The 20,546-nt window shown below is 47.4% G+C and carries 23 protein-coding genes; 5 read left to right on the top strand and 18 right to left on the bottom strand.

From position 1 onward, the window contains the following. Nucleotides 1-84 precede the first annotated feature (84 nt). The 14 genes from J2W69_RS12570 to rpoE all read right to left on the bottom strand — a co-directional run bounded on the left by J2W69_RS12570 (nt 85) and on the right by rpoE (nt 10,748). Complete coding sequence (locus tag J2W69_RS12570; protein ID WP_310278995.1) at nt 85-603, bottom strand: GNAT family N-acetyltransferase; 519 nt, start codon at nt 601-603, stop codon at nt 85-87. After that, entirely contained in the window at nt 600-1,394 is a 795-nt protein-coding gene (locus tag J2W69_RS12565) for an SAM-dependent methyltransferase (RefSeq protein ID WP_310278991.1), read from the bottom strand. Before J2W69_RS12565 ends, J2W69_RS12570 begins: the two co-directional genes overlap by 4 nt. A 61-nt stretch (nt 1,395-1,455) precedes the next feature. Then, the gene (locus J2W69_RS12560; RefSeq protein ID WP_310278988.1) at nt 1,456-1,692 is read right to left on the bottom strand and encodes a hypothetical protein; all 237 of its coding nucleotides are present in this window, start codon (nt 1,690-1,692) and stop codon (nt 1,456-1,458) included. 185 nt (nt 1,693-1,877) lie between these two features. Next, nucleotides 1,878-2,255, bottom strand: a complete 378-nt coding sequence (acpS, locus tag J2W69_RS12555) for a holo-ACP synthase (protein WP_310278985.1) — start codon at nt 2,253-2,255, stop codon at nt 1,878-1,880. Next, on the bottom strand, nt 2,255-2,986 hold the full coding sequence (gene pdxJ / locus J2W69_RS12550; protein ID WP_310278981.1) for a pyridoxine 5'-phosphate synthase: 732 nt from the start codon (nt 2,984-2,986) through the stop codon (nt 2,255-2,257). The genes acpS and pdxJ overlap by 1 nt, the downstream gene beginning before the upstream one ends. 2 nt (nt 2,987-2,988) lie before the next feature. Then, nucleotides 2,989-3,669 (bottom strand): DNA repair protein RecO, encoded by a 681-nt coding sequence (gene recO, locus J2W69_RS12545; protein WP_310278977.1) that lies wholly within the window; start codon nt 3,667-3,669, stop codon nt 2,989-2,991. Nucleotide 3,670: 1 nt separating this feature from the next. Then, nucleotides 3,671-4,567: a GTPase Era gene (gene era, locus J2W69_RS12540; protein ID WP_008898015.1), complete on the bottom strand. Its 897-nt coding sequence runs from the start codon at nt 4,565-4,567 to the stop codon at nt 3,671-3,673. After that, nucleotides 4,557-5,231, bottom strand: coding sequence for a ribonuclease III (gene rnc, locus J2W69_RS12535; protein ID WP_310278975.1), 675 nt, complete (start codon nt 5,229-5,231; stop codon nt 4,557-4,559). Before rnc ends, era begins: the two co-directional genes overlap by 11 nt. After that, nucleotides 5,231-6,154 (bottom strand): signal peptidase I, encoded by a 924-nt coding sequence (lepB, locus tag J2W69_RS12530; RefSeq protein ID WP_310278972.1) that lies wholly within the window; start codon nt 6,152-6,154, stop codon nt 5,231-5,233. The genes rnc and lepB overlap by 1 nt, the downstream gene beginning before the upstream one ends. Nucleotides 6,155-6,168: 14 nt before the next feature. Beyond that, nucleotides 6,169-7,968, bottom strand: a complete 1,800-nt coding sequence (lepA, locus tag J2W69_RS12525) for a translation elongation factor 4 (RefSeq protein WP_405047885.1) — start codon at nt 7,966-7,968, stop codon at nt 6,169-6,171. 160 nt (nt 7,969-8,128) lie between these two features. Continuing rightward, a complete protein-coding gene (locus J2W69_RS12520; RefSeq protein WP_310278970.1) occupies nt 8,129-8,587 on the bottom strand; it encodes a SoxR reducing system RseC family protein in 459 nt (152 codons plus the stop codon). Continuing rightward, entirely contained in the window at nt 8,588-9,511 is a 924-nt protein-coding gene (locus tag J2W69_RS12515) for a MucB/RseB C-terminal domain-containing protein (protein ID WP_310278966.1), read from the bottom strand. Between the two features lie 2 nt (nt 9,512-9,513). Continuing rightward, a complete protein-coding gene (locus tag J2W69_RS12510) occupies nt 9,514-10,149 on the bottom strand; it encodes a sigma-E factor negative regulatory protein (RefSeq protein WP_310278963.1) in 636 nt (211 codons plus the stop codon). A 23-nt stretch (nt 10,150-10,172) separates the two neighbouring features. Continuing rightward, nucleotides 10,173-10,748: an RNA polymerase sigma factor RpoE gene (gene rpoE / locus J2W69_RS12505; RefSeq protein ID WP_008898022.1), complete on the bottom strand. Its 576-nt coding sequence runs from the start codon at nt 10,746-10,748 to the stop codon at nt 10,173-10,175. Nucleotides 10,749-10,960: 212 nt separating this feature from the next. Between rpoE and nadB the strand changes: the two genes are divergently transcribed. After that, a complete protein-coding gene (gene nadB / locus J2W69_RS12500) occupies nt 10,961-12,559 on the top strand; it encodes an L-aspartate oxidase (RefSeq protein WP_310278961.1) in 1,599 nt (532 codons plus the stop codon). On the opposite strand, the gene J2W69_RS12495 is transcribed toward nadB, so the two are convergent. Together J2W69_RS12495 and J2W69_RS12490 are read right to left on the bottom strand one after the other, a co-directional pair. Continuing rightward, the gene (locus J2W69_RS12495) at nt 12,556-13,002 is read right to left on the bottom strand and encodes a protein YgfX (RefSeq protein ID WP_310278958.1); all 447 of its coding nucleotides are present in this window, start codon (nt 13,000-13,002) and stop codon (nt 12,556-12,558) included. The genes nadB and J2W69_RS12495 overlap by 4 nt on opposite strands. Beyond that, nucleotides 12,980-13,231, bottom strand: a complete 252-nt coding sequence (locus J2W69_RS12490) for an FAD assembly factor SdhE (RefSeq protein WP_310278955.1) — start codon at nt 13,229-13,231, stop codon at nt 12,980-12,982. The genes J2W69_RS12495 and J2W69_RS12490 overlap by 23 nt, the downstream gene beginning before the upstream one ends. 115 nt (nt 13,232-13,346) lie before the next feature. Between J2W69_RS12490 and ygfZ the strand changes: the two genes are divergently transcribed. The 3 genes from ygfZ (at nt 13,347) to J2W69_RS12475 (ending at nt 15,352) form a co-directional block, all read left to right on the top strand. Continuing rightward, entirely contained in the window at nt 13,347-14,321 is a 975-nt protein-coding gene (gene ygfZ / locus J2W69_RS12485; RefSeq protein ID WP_310278952.1) for a tRNA-modifying protein YgfZ, read from the top strand. Between the two features lie 11 nt (nt 14,322-14,332). Further along, on the top strand, nt 14,333-14,818 hold the full coding sequence (locus J2W69_RS12480) for an FKBP-type peptidyl-prolyl cis-trans isomerase (RefSeq protein ID WP_310278949.1): 486 nt from the start codon (nt 14,333-14,335) through the stop codon (nt 14,816-14,818). Between the two features lie 66 nt (nt 14,819-14,884). Continuing rightward, nucleotides 14,885-15,352, top strand: a complete 468-nt coding sequence (locus tag J2W69_RS12475) for a CreA family protein (protein ID WP_310278947.1) — start codon at nt 14,885-14,887, stop codon at nt 15,350-15,352. Here the strand turns inward: J2W69_RS12475 and J2W69_RS12470 are convergent. Both J2W69_RS12470 and J2W69_RS12465 read right to left on the bottom strand, forming a co-directional pair. Continuing rightward, the gene (locus J2W69_RS12470; RefSeq protein WP_310278945.1) at nt 15,349-16,416 is read right to left on the bottom strand and encodes an efflux RND transporter periplasmic adaptor subunit; all 1,068 of its coding nucleotides are present in this window, start codon (nt 16,414-16,416) and stop codon (nt 15,349-15,351) included. The genes J2W69_RS12475 and J2W69_RS12470 overlap by 4 nt on opposite strands. Next, nucleotides 16,406-19,489: an efflux RND transporter permease subunit gene (locus J2W69_RS12465; protein WP_310278942.1), complete on the bottom strand. Its 3,084-nt coding sequence runs from the start codon at nt 19,487-19,489 to the stop codon at nt 16,406-16,408. Before J2W69_RS12465 ends, J2W69_RS12470 begins: the two co-directional genes overlap by 11 nt. Before the next feature lie 206 nt (nt 19,490-19,695). Between J2W69_RS12465 and J2W69_RS12460 the strand changes: the two genes are divergently transcribed. Then, the gene (locus J2W69_RS12460) at nt 19,696-20,508 is read left to right on the top strand and encodes a copper resistance protein NlpE N-terminal domain-containing protein (RefSeq protein ID WP_310278939.1); all 813 of its coding nucleotides are present in this window, start codon (nt 19,696-19,698) and stop codon (nt 20,506-20,508) included. The last annotated feature ends 38 nt before the right edge of the window (nt 20,509-20,546 follow it).

Raw genomic sequence — 20,546 nt, 5'->3', positions numbered from 1 at the left:
CTGAAACCACTGTAAAACGATAAAATTAAAAGTACAAGAGCGGAAGATTATCCTGGTTCATTTATCGCTACATTCAAAGCTAATTTAGTCTGGCTTAAACCAGAATATACCGGATTGAATGGGATCAGCCTGATAGCCTGCTGTGATATTCGACTGAACTGCGGCTTTGTTATTCGGGTTGGTTTGAGTCCAGACTTGCCCTCCGGTAAAGACCTGTTGTACTTTTTGACTTAATGCCAGCTTGGCTTCTGTACCGTAGCCCTTACCTTGCCAGGCGGGCAATAACATCAACCCCACTTCAGCAGTGGCCAACAAAGCACTCCATTGGTTCACCGCACATAAACCTATAGGCTGGTTATCAAGGCATATCGCCAAAAATAAGCGCTTAAAAGGTACTTTAGCATTGAGCCGCAACGCAATCTGAAAGCTGTTTCTGGCTTTTTCCATATCCAGTGGCGGGCCAATAAAAGCCATCACAGCTGTGCTGGTGTATAAATCCAGATACAGCTGTTCGTCTTGTGGGACTAAAGGCCGGATCAATAAACGGCTGGTCTGGATCACAAAGTGATCTGCAACAGCAGCTTTAGCCCAGCTTGCTGTCATAATGAACCTTCTTGCGCCACCACAGCTTTTAGTTTATCCAAAACCAGCTGATTGGCTTTAGCTACAGTGGCCGGAGGTATCACTAAGGTAGTTTTTAAATCCATTTGTGCTTTAGGTAAGTCGGATAAGGCTATCCGTTCTATACGGGGTTGCTGAATAGGTAAAGTCACGGCTTCGTATAAAATCACCTGATGATCCAGCGGATACCATTGGCTAAGCAGCTCTACCAGGACGTCGCGATAGGCGCTGCCTGTGGTGAATTTAGCCAGCGACTTATCACCGGCTACGCCAATCTGCCATAAAATCAGATAAGCCGCAGTGTCTATAGTGCGCTGATAAAACATCAGGTTGCTGGCTTCATAATGCTGGCAACCATAAGTGCCGGGGTCTAATGCTAAATCGGCATATAAACAGTCTTCAGCTGAAATGCCTGGTTCCATATGCGCCATATAACCTTCAGCTACAGCTTCTTTAATAGCCTGATGCGGCACCCAGGCAAACACGCCAGGATGACCATAAAAAGCACCACAAACTTTTTTGCCTGCACGCACTTCAGCAAGCAGTGCCGCCACCATTTGTTTATAGGTGATCATACGGGACTGGCCTTCAGAATAATAAGGCTGCAGGCTACGGACATCGGCATTCATACCCTGGATCCAGAGCTCAGTAGTGCCATCTGCCACTAATACAAACACCACATCGGCTTGTTCAATATAACTGCGGGATAAAGGGCTGATATGAGAACCCAAAGTCATACCAGTACCTACACAAACCAAACTACCTTTTTGCATTGATTTCTCCTGCTGCCACAGTTGCGAAAAAGCTGCCCGCAGGCAGCTTTTTGATACGAAATTAGCCAACTTTGGCCAATGATGTAATTTCTTCCTGCTCGTCAGTTTCTTCAGCAGCGTAAATACCACAGACCACATTAGTACGGGCGCCTAAAACTGCAGCCAGTTGCTCCTGAGAGCCAGCCAGAATAGCAGCGGCTAAAGCCGGGTCTAACTGCGCTGTCACTGTGGTTTTATCGGCATAACGTAAATTGGCGTCCTGGCCCATTTTTTCCAATAAGCTGATCACTGTAGACATTTGAATTTCCTTAATAAATAAGCTCATTACGGGGCATAAATAACATAGCCCGTTCAGGCAACTCTAATGTGCCCGTTTCGATACTAACGCTGAGTCTGTACTTTTGACCAGTATTATTATGTCTGGCAGGAGCGCAGCTTTATCCCCGCCCGCAAAGCTGCAGCTTCAGGTACTAAGGGGGTTAATCAGGATTCGAGAATAACGGTAGCACAGGCATAGGCTTGTTCGTCGCTGATGGAAAGCCAGACCGAACGCACTTGCATTGAGTCGGCCAGCTCTTTGGCCGGGCCTGTGAGTTCAAGTTGAGGGCGCCCTGAAGGGTCGTTGCTGACAATAAAATGTTGGAAGGAGATACCACGGCCTATGCCGGTGCCAAGGGCTTTAGCTGCCGCTTCTTTGGCGGCAAAACGTTTGGCGAAATAACGGGCTGGCTGGCCATGAGCAGCTAAGATGTGCTGCTCAGATTCAGTCAGTACTCGTTGTACTAAACGGGGCGAACGCGCAAGGCTTTGCTCTATGCGCGCAATTTCGATGATGTCGGTACCTAAACCAACAATAGCCATTAACGGCGCGCCTCCACCATCAGGCGTTTCATTTCAGCCACAGCAGGGCCTAAACCAGAGAAAATGGCGCGGGCCACAATAGCATGACCAATATTCAGCTCGTACATCTGAGGAATAGCGGCTACAGGCTGTACATTATGGTAATGCAGGCCATGACCAGCATTGACTGTTAACCCCAAAGAAGCGGCATAAGCAGCGGCTTCAGTAATACGTTCAAGTTCTGCTTGTTGTTTTTTCTGATCAGTCGCTTCAGCGTACTGACCTGTGTGAATTTCAATATAAGGAGCACCAGCTTTAGCCGCCGCTGCAATTTGTTTTTCATCGGCATCGATAAACAACGAGACTAAAATATTATCTTGTTGCAGACGCAAAACAGCATCCTGAATTTTATCGAACTGGCCTGCCACTTCTAAACCACCTTCTGTGGTCAGTTCCTGGCGTTTTTCCGGCACTAAACAGCAGAATTCAGGTTTTAACTGAGCAGCAATGCCTAACATTTCTTCAGTCACAGCCATTTCAAAATTTAAGCGGGTAGCAATAGTTTCGCGCAATACAAATAAATCGCGGTCCTGAATATGGCGGCGGTCTTCGCGTAAATGCACAGTGATACCATCAGCGCCAAATTGCTCAGCCAATAAGGCAGCATGCACAGGTTCAGGGTAATAAGTGCCACGGGCCTGACGTAAAGTGGCGACGTGATCGATATTGATACCTAAATAAATGGCGCTCATAGCTAATTCCTGATCGGTTGAAATAATGCTCTGCTGGTTAAAGGTTTGCTGCCAAGCAAAGGGGCTAATAATAAACGGCTTAACTGCTTGGCTGTTTTTAATACGTCGTGCTGCTGCCAGTGCTGTTGGCCTATAGCTTTGAGCACTTCGCCTTTCCAGCCTTTACCGGCAATCTGCCAGCCTTGCTCCGGCCACCACTGATACAAAGCGCCGTCCAACAAAGACTCACCTTGTGAATCGTAATCCCAATCCACTGGCTGCCCTAACTCGGTCAGTAAAGAAAACTCAAACTGACGTAAACAGGGCTCCAGCTCTTGTGTCAGCAGTTGCTGCAAGCTGTGTTGATACAACTCAAACAAGGCATCTGAGCCAACGTTTTCCGGCCACAAGCGGCAAATCAGCTCGTTTAAGTACATGGCACCAAACAGCTTTTCACCTTGCAGCAAAAAGGCGGGGCCTGCTTCTTCAGCTTTACTGACAGTTTTTAATTCAGAACGACCTAAAAGTTCCAGCTGTAATAACTGAAAAGGCTGCAATGACAAACGTTGTTGTTTTTTACTGCTGGATTTACGGATCACAGCGCTGACCCGGCCCAGTTCAGGCACCAGCAGCTGCAATAACAACTGCTGTTCCTTAAAAGCGCGGCTGTGCAGAATAAAAGCTGGCCAGCTGCGATGTTCCATTTTAGTCTTCGCCGTAACCTAAGCTGCGTAAAGCACGCTCGTCATCAGCCCAACCTGATTTCACTTTCACCCAGACCTGTAAAAATACCGGCTGTTCAAATAAGGTTTCCATATCTTTACGGGCTTCAGTGGCTATGGTTTTTATCCGTTCGCCTTTTTTACCTATCACCATCTGCTTTTGTGTGTCGCGCTCGACTAATACTAAAGCGGCGATATGGTAATGTTTTTCTTCCCATTTAAAGCGTTCAATTTCAACTGTCACTGCATAAGGCAATTCGTCACCAAGGAAACGCATCAGCTTTTCACGCACTATTTCAGACGCCATAAAACGGCTGCTGCGGTCAGTCACATATTCTTCAGGGAAAAAGAATTCACAAGGCGGCAATTGTTTTTGCACCAACTCGCGCAAGGTTTGCACATTAGTGCCTTTTTCCGCTGACAAAGGTATGATTTGCTGAAACTCAAGCTGGCTGCCAAGCCACTGTAAATGCGGCAGCAAGTCTTCTTTGTCTTTGTATAAATCGACTTTATTCACCACCAGCAGCACTGGTTTTTTTGCTGCAATCAAACGGTTTAATACCATCTGGTCGTCGTCCGTCCAGCGCGTCCCTTCCACCACAAAAATAATCAGCTCTACGTCCAGAATGGTGCTGGCTGCCGCTTTGTTCATCAGGCGGTTAATGGCACGCTTTTCTTCGATATGCAAACCTGGCGTGTCGACATACACAGTCTGGTAATTATCCTGTGTGTCTATACCTACAATACGATGGCGGGTGGTCTGTGGTTTACGCGAAGTAATACTGACCTTCTGACCCACCAGCTGGTTTAATAATGTGGATTTACCCACGTTCGGACGGCCAACTATGGCAACCAGTCCGGCAAAAGTCTCAGAGGTCATTTTTTACTTGTTCCAACAAAATCCGCGCTGAATCCTGTTCAGCTTTACGTCTGGAATTACCAGACGCGGTAACAGGCGCTCTGCCCTGCACAGTACAACGCACGGTAAATATTTGATCGTGATCGTCGCCCTGCGTATCTATCACTTCATACAAAGGCAAAGGCAAACGACGCCCCTGCAGGTATTCCTGCAGCTGGGTTTTACTGTCTTTATGCACGCCTGGCTGGATCACAGTTAAACGGCTGCCATACCAGCTTAATATCCGCTCTTTACAGGCTTCAATGCCAGCATCTAAAAAGATAGCACCTAAAATGGCTTCCACTGCGTCGGCCTGAATGGATTCACGGCGTAAGCCACCGCTTTTCATTTCACCAGGGCCTAAGCGCAGGTATTCGGCCAGCTCCAGTTCTTTGGCAATTTCAGCCAGAGTCACGCCTTTCACTAAAGACGAACGCATGCGGGTTAAATCGCCTTCGCGGGCTTTCGGGAAATGGATATACAGGGCTTCAGCAATCACCATACTTAAAATGGCGTCGCCTAAAAATTCCAGCCGCTCGTTGTGCTCACCTTTGCAACTGCGGTGGGTCAGGGCTTGTTCTAGTAACGCGACCTGCTGAAACTGGTAACCCAGCTTTTTCATCAGGCCGCTGACAGGTTTTTGCATTAATTAATTTTGCCTAAACGTTCAAAACGCACGCCGACCGGCACCCATGCAGGCAACCAGTTGTCCGGGTTTTCACTAAATTCAAAACTCATCCAGATAAATACAGCTTTACCCACCAGATTTTCTTCAGGCACAAAACCCCAGGCACGGCTGTCACGGCTGTTATCGCGGTTATCGCCCATCGCAAAATAGTGGCCTTCAGGCACAATAAATTCTTCGATGGCGGTGCCTGGCTGTTTGTAATACTGCATTAAATCTTCGGCTTTAAACGGATGCTGCAGTATGTGGTGTTTATGCTCGCCAAATTGCTCGGAGTAACGTTTGGTTGGCAGTTCGCCATCCATGAACTCACCTTCGGCCTGCAAGGTTAAAGGCACGGCCTCTAAACCAGGGCAGGTACTTTTGTCGGCTGCAGTACAGGCAGGCTGAATAAACAGCTGCTTGTTTTTGTAGATAATGCGATCACCAGGTAAACCCACAGTACGCTTGATGAAATCAATAGTAGGTTGTTCCGGGTATTTAAATACAATCACATCACCGCGTTCTGGCCGGCCTGTGGTGATCAGCGGCTTACGCCAGACTGGATCCTTCACGTCGTAGGAGTACTTTTCCACCAGAATAAAGTCGCCGACCAATAAGGTCGGCATCATAGAACCTGATGGGATCTGAAACGGCTCGTATAAAAACGAACGGATAATGGTAATGGCCAAAATCAGCGGGAAAATTTCTTTGGCGGTTTCTGCCAGATAAGAAGGTTTTTCCAGCTCTTCAATAGCACTTAATGGCAGGCCACCCGCTGCAGCCGCCTGAGCGGTCGCAACTTTAACTTTACGTTTTGGAGCAAATACCAGTATATCAATCAGCCAGATCAAACCACTGACTAAGGTCAATACTACGAGGAAAATTGCAAAATAACCTGCCATAACTACCCTTGTTGTTATTTACCGACTTTCAGAATGGCAAGGAAGGCTTCCTGTGGAACTTCCACATTACCTACCTGCTTCATACGTTTTTTACCGTCTTTCTGTTTCTGCAACAGCTTTTTCTTCCGGCTGATATCGCCGCCATAACATTTAGCTAATACGTTTTTACGTAGCTGCTTGACCGTAGTACGGGCAATCACGTGTGCGCCTATAGCGGCCTGAATAGCGATATCAAACATCTGACGAGGGATCAGCTCTTTCAGCTTTTCAGCCAGCTCACGACCACGGCCCTGAGCAAAGTCTTTATGGCTGATAATAGCCAAAGCATCCACCCGCTCACCGTTGATCAGAATATCAACCCGTGACATTTCAGAGGTCTGGAAACGTTTAAAAGCATAATCCAGCGACGCATAACCACGGCTGGTCGACTTTAAGCGGTCGAAGAAGTCCATCACCACTTCAGCCATAGGCAGTTCATAGACCACTGCCACCTGACGACCGTGGTAGGTCATATTCATCTGCACACCACGTTTTTCAATACAAAGGTTAATCACGTTACCTAAGTATTCTTGTGGGACCAGAATATGAGCTTCAACTATAGGCTCACGAATTTCATCAATATTACCCACTGGAGGTAATGCGCTTGGGTTATCCACCATCACTGTTTCGCCAGCTTTAGTGATCACTTCATACACTACGGTAGGTGCTGTGGTGATTAAGTCCAGATCGTATTCACGCTCTAAACGTTCCTGAATGATTTCCATATGTAACATACCCAGGAAACCAATACGGAAACCAAAACCTAAAGCGCCTGAGCTTTCTGGTTCATAAAACAGTGAAGAGTCGTTTAAGCTGAGCTTTTCCAACGCATCGCGGAAGTCTTCGTAGTCGTCTGAAGAAACAGGGAATACACCGGCATACACCTGAGGCTTAATACGTTTAAAACCAGGTAAAGGCTCAATGGCTGAGTTTTTCGATAAAGTTAAAGTATCGCCAACAGGCGCGCCTTTAATTTCTTTAATACCACAGATCACAAAACCTACTTCACCTGTATTTAAAATACCTGTGTTGTTGGCTTTAGGGGTAAATACACCCACTTTGTCCACTTCGTAGACCATGCCGGTCGACATGACTTTGATTTTGTCTTTTAACTGAATTTTGCCGTGTTTTACACGAACCAGTGACACTACGCCCTGGTAAGGGTCAAACCAGGAATCGATAATCAGCGCCTGAGTTGGGCCATCCGGATTACCTTCAGGGCATGGAATATTGGCGACTATAGTCTCCAGTACATCTTCAATACCTAAACCTGTTTTGGCAGAACACTGCACTGCACCTATGGCTTCGATACCAATAATGTCTTCAATTTCTTCGGCAACACGGTCCGGATCGGCTTGAGGTAAGTCGATTTTATTCAGAATTGGTAAGACTTCGAGGTTCATTTCCAAGGCTGTGTAGCAGTTGGCTACGGTTTGAGCTTCAACGCCCTGGCCAGCATCAACTACTAATAAAGCACCTTCACAGGCCGCTAAAGAACGACTGACTTCATAGGTAAAGTCAACGTGGCCCGGTGTGTCGATAAAGTTCAGCTGGTAAGTTTCGCCATCTTTGGCTTTGTAGTTCAGCGTGACACTTTGCGCTTTAATGGTGATACCACGCTCACGTTCCAGATCCATGGAATCTAAAACCTGCGCCTGCATTTCACGATCGGCTAAACCACCACAAAACTGGATCAGACGATCAGACAGTGTAGATTTGCCGTGGTCTATGTGGGCTATGACTGAAAAGTTACGAATATGAGTAATTTTTGGCATTTTTTCCGCTAAAGCTGCTATCAGGTGGCCCCACTTAGACCCTTATGGTCACAAACCGGGCGAACACCAAAGTTGATTCAGATAAATTTGCCGCGAATTGTACTCGATCTCGGCATTGGTTGCTATGTGTTCAGATGTTACAGCGGATTTCAGCAGAGGATTAATCGGTAATGCGGATATGTTGTACCGTCAGTTCAGGCAATACCGCAAGGATCTCAATCTGTTCCTGCTGTGCTGATGGGCCACTGATCAGTCGCGCCACGGCAAAACCAGCAGCTAAAGCAGTGAAAGAACCCAACACTATGGCCGTCTCAGCCAGCTGCAGCCGGCTTAATAAAGCAGCCACTGCAATAAGACAAAACAAGGGGAATAAATACAATAAAGCCGCAGCAGATAACAGATGTTGTTCGCTCACGGCAATTTTAACGTTTTGCCCTTCCAGCAATTGCAACTGGCTTTTGACAAAAAACAGATTTTCACGTGGGGTTAAAGCTTTAGCCACTACTCCAGTACCACAGTCGTTATTCGACTGGCAGGCATTGCAGCTGCTGACACTTTGAGTTTTCAGCCAGACACCATCGCTTTGGCTTTTCATCACAGTGGCTATTTCTTCCAGCATTTAACGCACCGATTCAGCTATTTGTCTGGCCGTCTCAATAGACACAGGGCCTATTACAGTGACATCAAACTGTTTGTTTGGCATGACAAAAATTGTGGTGGCGCCGTCGCGGAAGGCCTGAGCCGGCAAACTGGCGCTGTGCTGCACAAAAACCGACACCTGATGCAAACCATCGGACAACAACCATTGTTCCAACACCTGCTGTGGCACCATAGCAGAGGTCACAGAAACCTCCTGATAGCCTTCGGGTAACCAGGACAACTGCAGCGGAGTTTCAGGCAAAGCTACAGTCGGCATTGTTTCTGCGGCAGCTGGCAATTCAGCGCTCGCTGCAATACTTAATGCTTCAGGTAAAGTGGCGTGGGGCAAAATATGGGTGATGACCCAACGCTCCAGCACTTCATTCTGAACCGTCAGGGTATCTATTTTCAGCGGAAAACCTGTCTGGCTGTCTAACCACAACCAATAGCCTGGTCTGCCATTTTGCAGCGGTGTCAAACGCAATAATTGGGCAGAACGACCCGATAGTTGCGTCGCGCCACCTGGCACTGCATCGTACAAAGTTTTGATCGACTCAATATCACGGTACAACAAAGCAGGTAATTCTTTGATCGTGCTGCTGCTGGTCGCCAGGGGTGCTTTTTCAGGAGCAATGTAATACACCATCTGATCACGACGCAAAATTTCGACGCCACTTTGTTCCAGCGGCATCAGTTGCTCTATTTCTGAATTATCCTGTACACCATGGATCCAGCGGTAGCTATCAACCTGATTGGGTTTAATGACAACAAAAGAGGCTTCGAAATTATATTGACGAACTGAACTCTGACTTCGCTCAAACCACTCCCACCCCGAGACTTCGGCGAAGCTCAGGCTGGAGTAACACAAGATGATCAAGGCACTGCTTAAGCCTTTCCAACCCATATTTATTGCTCTTGTCTTGGTTTCTCAGCTGGGGTTTCCGGAGTTTTCTGCTGTGCAGTGTCCATGACCCGGATTTGCTGACGATGTGCCTGCAGCAATTGCTGCAAACGTTGTTGCTGTTCCAACATAGCCTGACGTTGTTCCTGTTCAAAACGGGAACTTACCGAAGTCTGGCTTAAGCTGACCGGAGTGGCAAAACCAGCCACTGGCTGAGTCTGTAACACAGGTAAAGGTGAATTCAGATCTGCGTCCTGACCAGAGCCCTGAAACTGTTGCACACCCAACACAGCAACTAATGCCACGCTGGCTGCGACTGTGCCCTGAAAACCTGTTTTAAACCAGCCAGTATTGGCTGCTTCGCCCAGTTTTTTCCAGAACGACACTGGCGCATTTTGGTGCACTACAGGGCTGCTTTCTAACTGGTAAGCAGGTTCCTGATCCAACAGGCTGGCAAAGTTATCTGCAAACTGCATATCAAGCTGCGCCGGTAACTCATTGCGAATGGCTGCGCCAATCAAATGATAACGCGCAAAGCGTTGCTGTACTTCAGCATCTTGCAGTAATCTGTCTAATTGTTCCGGGCTGATTGCTTGATTATCACTAGCGGCCGAGATCCAATCTGATTTTTCTGACGACATACCGATTCCTGTTTAGTAGAGGTTCAGCTAATGAGCGGTTTTAACTGCGCATCAATAGCTTCACGTGCACGGAAAATCCGACTTCTGACTGTTCCTATAGGGCAGCCCATCACTTCCGCAATCTCTTCGTAACTTAAGCCATCCAATTCACGCAAAGTAATAGCAGTGCGTAATTCGTCCGGCAACTTTTCAATGGTATCGAACACTACGTTACGGATTTCATCGGATAACAAAAGCTTTTCCGGAGAATCCTGCTCTTTTAACGCATCGCTACCGTCATAAAACTCGGCATCGTCCGCATCTACGTCTGTAGATGGCGGCTTGCGTCCTGTCGCTACCAGGTAATTTTTAGCGCTGTTCACGGCTATCCGGTACAACCAGGTGTAAAATGCACTCTCGCCACGAAAGCCGGGAATAGCACGGTAAGCTTTAATAAAGGCTTCCTGAGCTACATCCGCCACATCGCCATGGTTAGAGACATAACGTGAGATTAAGTTCGCAATACGATGCTGGTATTTTTTTACCAACACATTAAAGGCTGCTTTATCCCCTTGTTGTACCCGCTGGACAATCTGCCAATCCAATTCTTGCTCGCTCATCCGAGCCTTTCCCCTAATGCTAAATACTACTTTCTTTTTGCAACTGGCGCTCGTCAAGCGTACCCTTATGACTGGAAGCTATATGAATAGTTCTGTGAATAAGTAAAAAAAGTTACAATTTGCCGTTTCTGATGCGGCCAGTTGCCGGAAAGTAGCGTATAAAGACCCAAATTACAGACATTTATGTGTTTTTGACTGAATAAGTGTATCCCATGCAACAACAAAAAAAACATCTTTGTGACGTATTAATTATAGGCAGTGGCGCTGCAGGTTTATCGCTGGCTTTGCATCTGGCGGACCAGGCTAAAGTCATAGTGCTGAGCAAAGGTCCTCTGCGTGAAGGCTCTACCTTATATGCTCAGGGTGGCATAGCTGCCGTATTTGATGAAAACGACAGTATTGCCTCTCATGTCGACGACACTCTAATTGCAGGTGCTGGCTTATGTGAAGCCGCAGCAGTGCAGTTTACCGCTGAACATGCCAAAGACGCGATGGAATGGTTAATTGCGCAGGGTGTACCTTTTGATCAGTACAAAGACGAAGACGGTGTATTGAAATATCACCTGACCCGGGAAGGCGGTCATAGCCACAGACGTATTTTGCACGCAGCAGATGCGACAGGCAAGGCTGTGCAAATCACGCTGGTAGAGCAAGTCAAAGGCCACCCGAATATTCAATTGTTGGAAAACTACAACGCTATTGATTTAATCACTTCCAGTAAGTTGGGCTTAGCTGAACAAAAATGCCATGGCGCTTATGTCTGGAACCGTGAAGAAGAACATGTGGAAGTGATAGGTGCTAAATGTATTGCACTTGCCACAGGCGGAGCCAGTAAAGTTTATCTCTATACCAGTAATCCTGATGTAGCCAGCGGTGACGGTATAGCTATGGCGTGGCGCGCAGGTTGCAGCGTGGCTAATATGGAATTTAATCAGTTCCACCCGACCAGCTTGTATCACCCTGAAGCGCAGAATTACCTGATCACTGAGGCCATGCGGGGTGAAGGTGCTTATTTAAAACGGCCGGACGGCAGCCGTTTTATGCCGGATTTTGACGAGCGCGCCGAATTAGCACCACGCGACATAGTGGCCCGTGCTATCGACTATGAAATGAAAAAGCTCGGTGCTCATTGTGTGTATTTGGACATCAGCCACAAACCAAAAGACTTTATTATTGAACACTTCCCCACCATTTATGCAAAATGCCTAAGTGTGGGTATCGACATCACCAAACAACCCATTCCAGTGGTGCCAGCAGCGCATTACACTTGTGGTGGCGTGGTGACCAATTTAAATGGCCAAACCGATATTTCTAATCTTTATGCTATTGGTGAAGTGGCCTACACAGGGCTGCATGGCGCTAACCGTATGGCCAGCAACTCCTTATTGGAGTGTGTGGTTTTTGCTCAATCGGCAGCCCGGCATATTAAACAGCAGCTCGAGTCAGCCCGCTTAGTGACTGAACTGCCTTGCTGGGATGAAAGTCGTGTCATTGATTCAGATGAAGAGGTAGTGATTACTCACAACTGGCACGAATTACGGCTTTTTATGTGGGATTATGTCGGTATAGTTCGTACTGAAAAACGCTTAGAACGGGCTTTACACAGAGTAGAACTGTTGCAACGTGAAATTCAGGATTATTACCGCAACTTCCGCGTCAGCAATAATTTGCTGGAACTGCGCAATTTAACCATGGTGGCTGAACTGATTATCCGCAGTGCTATGGAGCGCAAAGAAAGCCGTGGTCTGCATTATAATCTGGATTATCCGGATCAACTGGCGGAGCCTACGCCAACCATATTGAAACCCTAACGCCGGTTCGCAGAACCGGCTTGTTGCTGCCATTTTACGGTCTGACACACCCGTGCCAGACTGCGAAAATGCTCTTCAGATAAATTATCCCGATAGACCCATAATTGCCTGGGTTGTTGTGTTGTATCCTGCCAGCGCAACCAAATCCCCAGTTGCGACACTAAAGAGCCTGCCGACAACTGCCCCGCTGGCAGTTCATCCTGCCACCATTTCAGCTGACCTTTTTCAGTTAAAAACAATAAACGCGCTTTGACGGGTTGTTGCCACTGCCGTAACAGCTGATAAAAACAAAAAAATAACCAGAGCCAAAGCAGCAGCCACCATAAGGCATAAAATGGTTGCAGCAGGAAAATAAGCAGGATCAATAAGCTTTGCGCCAGATAAACAATCCGGCGCATGCGGGATGGCATAAAACTAAGGTTATACCCGTACTCTGTTAACAATGATATTCACCATTGCCTGCAGCTCTGGATCAGTTGACTTACCATGCCCCATAAACCAGGCGAACAAATCCGGGTCGTCGCAGGCCAATAAAGCTTCAAAAGTATATTTTTGTGTTTCAGTTAAAGCGTCATACCCTTCTTCAACAAAAGGCGCCAACAAAACATCCAGCTCCAGCATGCCACGACGGCAGGCCCAACGCAGGCGGGGTTTACCCATTAACTCAGTCATATACTGCTTTCCTTTTGATGATACTGGCCGGATTCTAACAAAAAAACCTTACAGGGGTTGAGCTTTTGGCCAAATCCCCCAATGATCATCTTAGTATTCTAAGAGACTTACCTATATGCAAGCATCCTGGATCAGTGCCGATCAACTCGCCGCTTTATCAACTTCAGTCCAAGGCGCCTTTATCAGCCCCTTACCCGGCTTTGAAAGCCTGATTATTGCGGGGCTGGACAGCCGTAAATACCTGCAGGGTCAGGTGACCGCAGATCTGAATACGCTGACAGCGGAAAATTTTCTGCGTGGCGCACATTGTGATGCCAAGGGTAAAATGTGGGCTCAGTTTCATTTATGTGCCGATGGCGAAAACTTGTGGTACATCGGCTTTCGTGACGAATTACAAGCCTCGTCCACTCAGCTGAAAAAGTTTGGCGTCTTTTCCAAAGTCAGTTTTGAAGCAGGTCATGACAGTCTGGCTATTTTGGGTATCAGTGGTCCTGATACTGCAGCTTTACTGAATAAATTGGGCTATGCGCAGCCAGCCTCTGTGGGTCAGTTAAGTTCAGTGCCCGGCGGTAAACTGATGCGTTTAGCCGACGAACATTACCTGTTAGTGCTGGATTTTGGCCAGGCCCGACAACTTTTAGCGGAACAATCCGCTTATCTGGCAGCTCCAACCTTGTGGTTAGCCCGACATATTCAGCAGGGCTTTTCTTATTTAGAGCAGGCTGTGATTGGCGAATATGTGCCACAAATGCTGAATTTGCAGGCTCTGGACGCCATTAGTTTTACTAAAGGTTGTTATATAGGGCAGGAAACTGTGGCCCGAATGAAATATCTGGGTAAAAATAAAAGAGCTGCGTACATCCTCAAAAGTCAAACTGAGGAAACTCCGGCCAGCGGCACAGATATTGAAGTACAATGGTCGGAAAACTGGCGTCGGGTTGGCCAGGTCATTAATGCGGTGAATATTCAGGGGCAACTTTGGGTGTTGGCGGTGTTACCAAACGATATTAACCCAGCTGATCCACTGCGATTAGCAACTCCGGATGCATCGGTTGTTGTCATATCACCTTTGCCCTATTCACTCGCGTAACTGAGGTTTGCATGAGCATACAAGCAGAAAAAGTAGTCGCCATTCATTACACTGTGGCCGACAAAGCAGGTAACGAACTCGATAGTTCAGCTGGCGGAGAACCGCTGGTATTTATTTTTGGTACTGGCGCTTTAATTCACGGTTTAGAGCAGGCTTTATTAGGTAAAACTGTCGGCGACAAATTCAAAGCTGAAGTACCAGCGGCAGAAGCGTACGGCGAGCGTCATGATGAGTTAACTCAGGCGGTGCCACGTAATTTATTCGAAGGCATGGATGTGCAGGTTGGCATGCGTTTTCGCGCTGCAGGCCCGGACGGCCGTGAGCAATCTGTGATTGTTTTAGACGTCACAGAAGACGAAGTGGTTGTAGATGGTAATCACCCACTGTCAGGTATTGATCTGACGTTTGATGTGGAAGTGATTTTAGTCCGCGATGCGACAGACGAAGAACTGGCCCATGGCCATGTGCATGGTTTAGACGGCCACGCCGGACACTAGTGCAGAAAAACGAACGGAGCTAAATAGCTCCGTTTTGTTATCAAGGCTAAAAAGGATGATATGACTATGAAAAAATGGCTTTTGGTTTTTACCGCTTTGGGCCTGGTGGCCTGTTCTGATAAAGAAGTGGCAGATGTCAGTTTAGGTCTGTTTACCACCAAAGACATTAAAGTCCAGACCTTTGACGACCCGAAAATCCCTGGTGTCACTTGCCATATCAGCCATGTTGAAGCCAATCTGGATTTTGCCGACCCTTCTGATATGTCTATTGCCTGTCGTCAAACCGGTGAAATCACAGCCGCTATGCTGAAAGACATCGATCGTTCTAAAAACGGCGAAGTGATTTTCAGCACATCCAAAAGCATTTTATTTAAGAACTTAAAAATTCGCCGTATTCTGGACAGCAGCAGTCAAACCTTGTTGTATTTGTCTTACTCCACCAAAGAAAGCACGGGCAGCTACAAACATTCGCTGACCAGCGTGCCACTGTGGGGCACAGCAGCCTGGCAAGCTCCTGCAGTAAAAACACCTTAGGTTTTTACCGGGAACTCCTGATCGGTCAGCACCTTAACTTTGTCACCCTGAGTTAAGGTGTCGCCACCTCGTATCACGATTTGTTCACCGGCCGACAGCTCTGCATCTACAGCTATCAGTTTGCCGATGCCCTGTCCTAACAACACCGCCTTTTGCTGAGCTTTTTGTTCGTTATCTACCACAAACACAAACTGACCTTCACTTTTCACCACCACAGCGTCCCGTGGCACTAACAACTGCTGACGGGCCAAAGCCGTGGGTACTGCGACAGAAACAAGTTGTCCAACCTGAAAGTTCGCCAGTAATTGTTCCGGCACTTTAATCCGGGCTTCAAAGGTTTGCGAACGCATATCGGACACAGGGATCAGATTACGTACTGGCAACTGACTTTCGCCACCGCTATGAAATACCTGCAGCAACTGATTTTGCTGTAAAAATGCGGCGTATTTCAGCGGAGCAAACACAACAACTTCCAGATCACTTAAATTCACCAGCCGCACTAAAGCATCCGTTCTGCTGATATCTTCTCCGTGCTGATGAAAACGTTGCGCCACCACTCCGGCAAAAGGCGCTTTGACTGAGCTGCGGTTGATTTGATCCTGCAGTTGCGCCAGTTGAGCCCGCAGTAATTTCAGTTCAGCTTCAGCGCTATCGCGATCAGCACTGATTTGATCCAACTGAGTTAAAGCCACACTATTGTTTTTACTCAGCTCCAACAACCGGGCTGTGTCTTTTTGCAAACGCCGCCACTGAATATCAGCCCTGCTGATACGGGCATTCATTTCATCAACCCGCAATTGCAAAGGGGTGATATCCAGCCTGGCTATGACTTCATCCTGTTTAATTTGAGAGCCGGGTTCAGCCAACCACAATAGACGCCCCTCAACCCCTGCAGTTACATCGGCCTGATAGCGGCTTTGCACCTGAGCTGTCACCATAGTATGAGGCAACATCACTTGTTGTTGCACTTGCGCTACACTGACCACTTTTTCTGCTGGCGTTTGCGCCACAAGAGCAGTGGAGTAAAACAAAACTGCGGTTAAAGCCATTGTATTAAGCTGCATCAAAGATCTCCAAAGAAGGGGCCGTCCGTTCAGTGTGCTGAACTGTCGAGGTCAAACGTAACAACGCCGGGATCAACACCAGACTAAACAACATACTAAAAGTCATACCGCCCACTATAACCGCAGCTAAACCCCGGTAAATTTCGGAGCCAACACCTGGAACCAGTACCAGCGGCAACATGCCAAATATACTGGTTAAGGTGCTCATAAAAATGGGCCTGGCCCGGGTTAAAATAGCCAGATACAAGGCTTGATCCACAGGGCTTCCTTCCCTTTGGCTTTGCCGGCACTGGTCCACTAGTAAAATAGCGTTGTTCACCACCAGTCCAAGCAAAATGACAAAACCAATCATGGTCAGCAGATCCAGCGACTGAAAAGTCACCAGATTTAATAAACGTAGTGCTACTACCCCCCCCAGAATGGCCATAGGCATAGCCAGAACCACCAGCAAACTGTCTTTGGCCGAGCGAAACAGAGCGGCCATCAGCAGGAACAGAATAAACACTGCCACCGCAAAGTTTTTGCCCATTTCCGTCATGGCATGAGACAGGCGATCGGCATTCCCCCGGAATTGTACTGAACTCCGAGCAGGCATTGATTCACGTAATGTAGTCATCAAGTCGCGCTGCAGAATCTGCATTGCTTCATCCAATGCCATAGTCGCAGGAGGTGTCACTTGCAAACTGATGGTGCGCAGGCCATTGATCCGCTGCAAAGAGGTAGGGCCTGTGGTGTAAGTCAGCTCACTGAGCTGGCCCAGAGTCTGACCACCAGCTCCCGGCGTATAGAGCGGAGTTGCAGTTAATTGCTCAGGCGTCTGCCAGCCCAGGCCTTTAAGAATAATGTCCATCCGTTCGTTGCCATCAAAGTATTCACCTATGTAAATACCATCTGTGACTGCACGCACCATATTCGCAACAGTAAAACGATCCACGCCACTTTGAGCTATACGGTTTTCATCCGGAGTTAAACGTAATTCAGGCTGAGCCAAGGCTAAATCAGGCACGGGCCGCACTGTAGCACCTGGCAATAATTTTTCTATTTTTGGCATGGCGTCAGCCGCCTGCTGCATGAGTTGTGGCACATCTGGGCCCTGAAAATCTAAATTTAATTCTCGACCACTGCCAAAACCAAAGTTAAATAACGAGCCTTGCACACTAAAGGCCCTGGTGTCAGGTAAGCCCACCAGAATCTCTTCGCGTAGTAATTTAATCATATCTTCTATGCTGTCCGGGTCGTCAGCGTAAACAAAGAGTGAGTTAAACCCCCTGTTGATCGACAGGTTATAACCTTTGATTGCCGGGTATTTTTTCTGTTGGTAATAAGGTCGTAAACGGGTCACCAGCAGATCACCAATCTCCTGTTCCAGTACCTGTATATTGGCTCCAGGGGGTAGTGAAAAACCTGAAAAGACGGTATCAATAGAGGCCTGGGGTAAAAAGTCGGCTTTAGGTAGCAATAAGGCTGTCAGTAACACAGCTCCAGGCACAAAAAAGATCACCCAGCCTAATGCCAACCTGCGATTCTGAGTGAAACGGCAAAAACGTCTGGCTAGTTTTTGCCAGAAAAAAGCAGAAGTCACAGCGCTGGCTTGCGGTTTTAGCCAGAATAATGAGGCAACAGGCAATACAGCTAAGGCCACCAGCAAAGAGGCCATCACAGCCACCGCCAGCGTAAGCGCCAAATCGTAAAACAGCTGACCTTCGACGCCTTGCATAAACAGCACTGGTACAAAAATAGCCACTGTAGTTGCAGTGGAAGCCCAAAGTGCGCTGCTGACCTGAGCTGTGCCTTTTTTTACAGCTTGCTGCAGCGCCTGTCCCTGCTGTAACAACCGCACCATGTTTTCCTGCACTATGATAGCGGCATCAAGCACCATGCCTACAGCAAAAGCTAAACCTGCCAAAGACACTACATTCAGTGAACGGCCAAATAGATCCAGCACCATAACGGACATCATTAAAGATAGCGGAATAGTTAAACCAATCAGCAAGGTTGCCTGCCAGCCGCGTAAAAACAGATACAAAATGCCAAGTGCCAAAGCTATGCCTACGACCAGGTTTCCCTTTACCAGCTCAATTGCTCTTTTGATATGTACCGAAGCGTCATAACTCAACACTATTTCAATACCTTTATTCTTCAGCTCATGTTGATTTAAATCGGCAATTTCTTTGTTCAGTGCATCAAGAATATCTACGGTATTTGAGCCGGCTGCACGCTGCAAACTGATGTAAAACGCCGGGTAACCGTTACGTTTGGTAAAGCCTGCCCGCTCAGCGTAATCAATTTCTACTTTTGCTACTTCATGCAGATACACAGGTCTGTCATTCTGATAAGCCACCACCATTTGCTCATACTGCGCCGGGTCGTACTGTCCGACAAAACGTACTGTGTATTCCCGTCGTCCAACCTCTGCAAACCCCCCTGATACATTGGTGGCACGACCAATACGTGAACTTAGCTGATCAACAGACAAACCAAGGGCGGCCAAACGATAGGGGTCAAATACGATATGGAGTTCTTTCGCGCGACGGCTGGATAAATCAACCTGAGACATACCTGCTATGGCTTTTAACCTGGGGTACACCACATCATCAATCACTGGCTGCAAGGCAGTAAAGTCAGCGTCCGCGTTTTCATCTAACTTGCGGATCAATAAACTGGCAACAGGACCGGCACCACTATTGAGTGAAACTACAGGTTCGGCGGCTTCCCTCGGACGAGGCGATGCCTGATTTAACGCATTAATCACGTTCAGCATAGCTTGCTGCATATCCTGACCTACATCAAAGGTCAGGGTAATAAAACCAAAACCAGCACCAATAAAGCTGCTGCTTTCTGTAACACCAGGCACAGTGCGAAGCGCCGCTTCCTGCGGTTCAATAATAGTGGACTCCATTTCTTCAGGTGCTGCCGCACGCCAGCCATTCTGGATAAAAATTTGTGGTTGCTCTATGGAGGGCAAAAGCTGAACTGGCAATTTAGCCACTGCAAGCAAGCCAAATAACACCATAATCAGGCTGACCACTACAACGGCTGCAGGATTTTTTATACTGGCTCGGGTTAAGTTCATTCAGCTGTTCTACTTTTCTTGGATAAGATAACAATTCACTAAAAGTCTAACAGTGTCATAAATGCACTCCAGCCTGCTGTGACCAGTGGTTGTGAATATAGGTTGAGGCTGTTTTTTTCCGGTTAATTCAGTTTTGGTAAAGCCTGACACCTATAAACTGATGTGAAATTAAATGCTCTGTATGAGCAGAAACAAGGAAATTTTTTATGTCTAAACCCCTGATCTTGTGTCTGACCGCCTGGTTAGTATTAGCAGCGTGCGGACCTGCACCCACAGAACCGTCAGCAACAACAGCTGCTGAACCAGCAAAAGCAGAAACTCAGGTCGATCACCATAACAGCCAGAATTCTCTGGACTGGGCAGGAACGTACAGAGGCGTAGTGCCTTGCGCCGATTGCGAAGGTATAGACACCCTGCTCACACTGAATATGGATAACAGCTATCTGCTCAGTACTACTTATCTGGGTAAAGAAGGCGATGCTATACAGCAACAAGGTACCTTTGAATGGGATGCTAAGGGTTCAGTGATTCAGCTGCTGAACCAGAAGGAGGGTCCGGCTTTGTATAAAGTGGGAGAAAATCAGCTGTTTCAACTGGATATGGCTGGCCAGGTCATCACTGGTGATTTAGCGGAAAATTACAAACTGAACAAGCAAGCTCAGCAAACGCAAGTCAAACTGACAGGAGTACGCTGGAAACTCACCGAATTAATGGGGCAAGCGGTCCCGGCAACAGAACCCGATATGACGCCTTATCTGGAGTTTGCTGCAGATAACAGAGTCAGCGGTTTTGCAGGCTGCAACCAGTTTACTGGTGCTTACGAGACTGAAGGTTTACGTTTGCAGTTTAAACCCATGGCCACCACACAAAAAGCCTGCCTGAATGGCTCTGTAGAAGATCAATTTCTCAGCACCATTCAGGGCATAGACAATTACAGTCTGAGTGACTCAGGTTTGGCGTTTTATAAAGCCCGTACAGCAGCCTTGGCACGTTTTACTGCAGTACAAGTGCAGCCTTAACCCCATAGCCGTCAACTGAAGTTCAGCAGTACAAAAGG

Origin of the sequence: Rheinheimera soli (assembly GCF_031457405.1) — a bacterium.
Taxonomy (GTDB): domain Bacteria; phylum Pseudomonadota; class Gammaproteobacteria; order Enterobacterales; family Alteromonadaceae; genus Pararheinheimera; species Pararheinheimera soli_A.
This window is presented reverse-complemented; position numbering and strand designations above follow the sequence as displayed.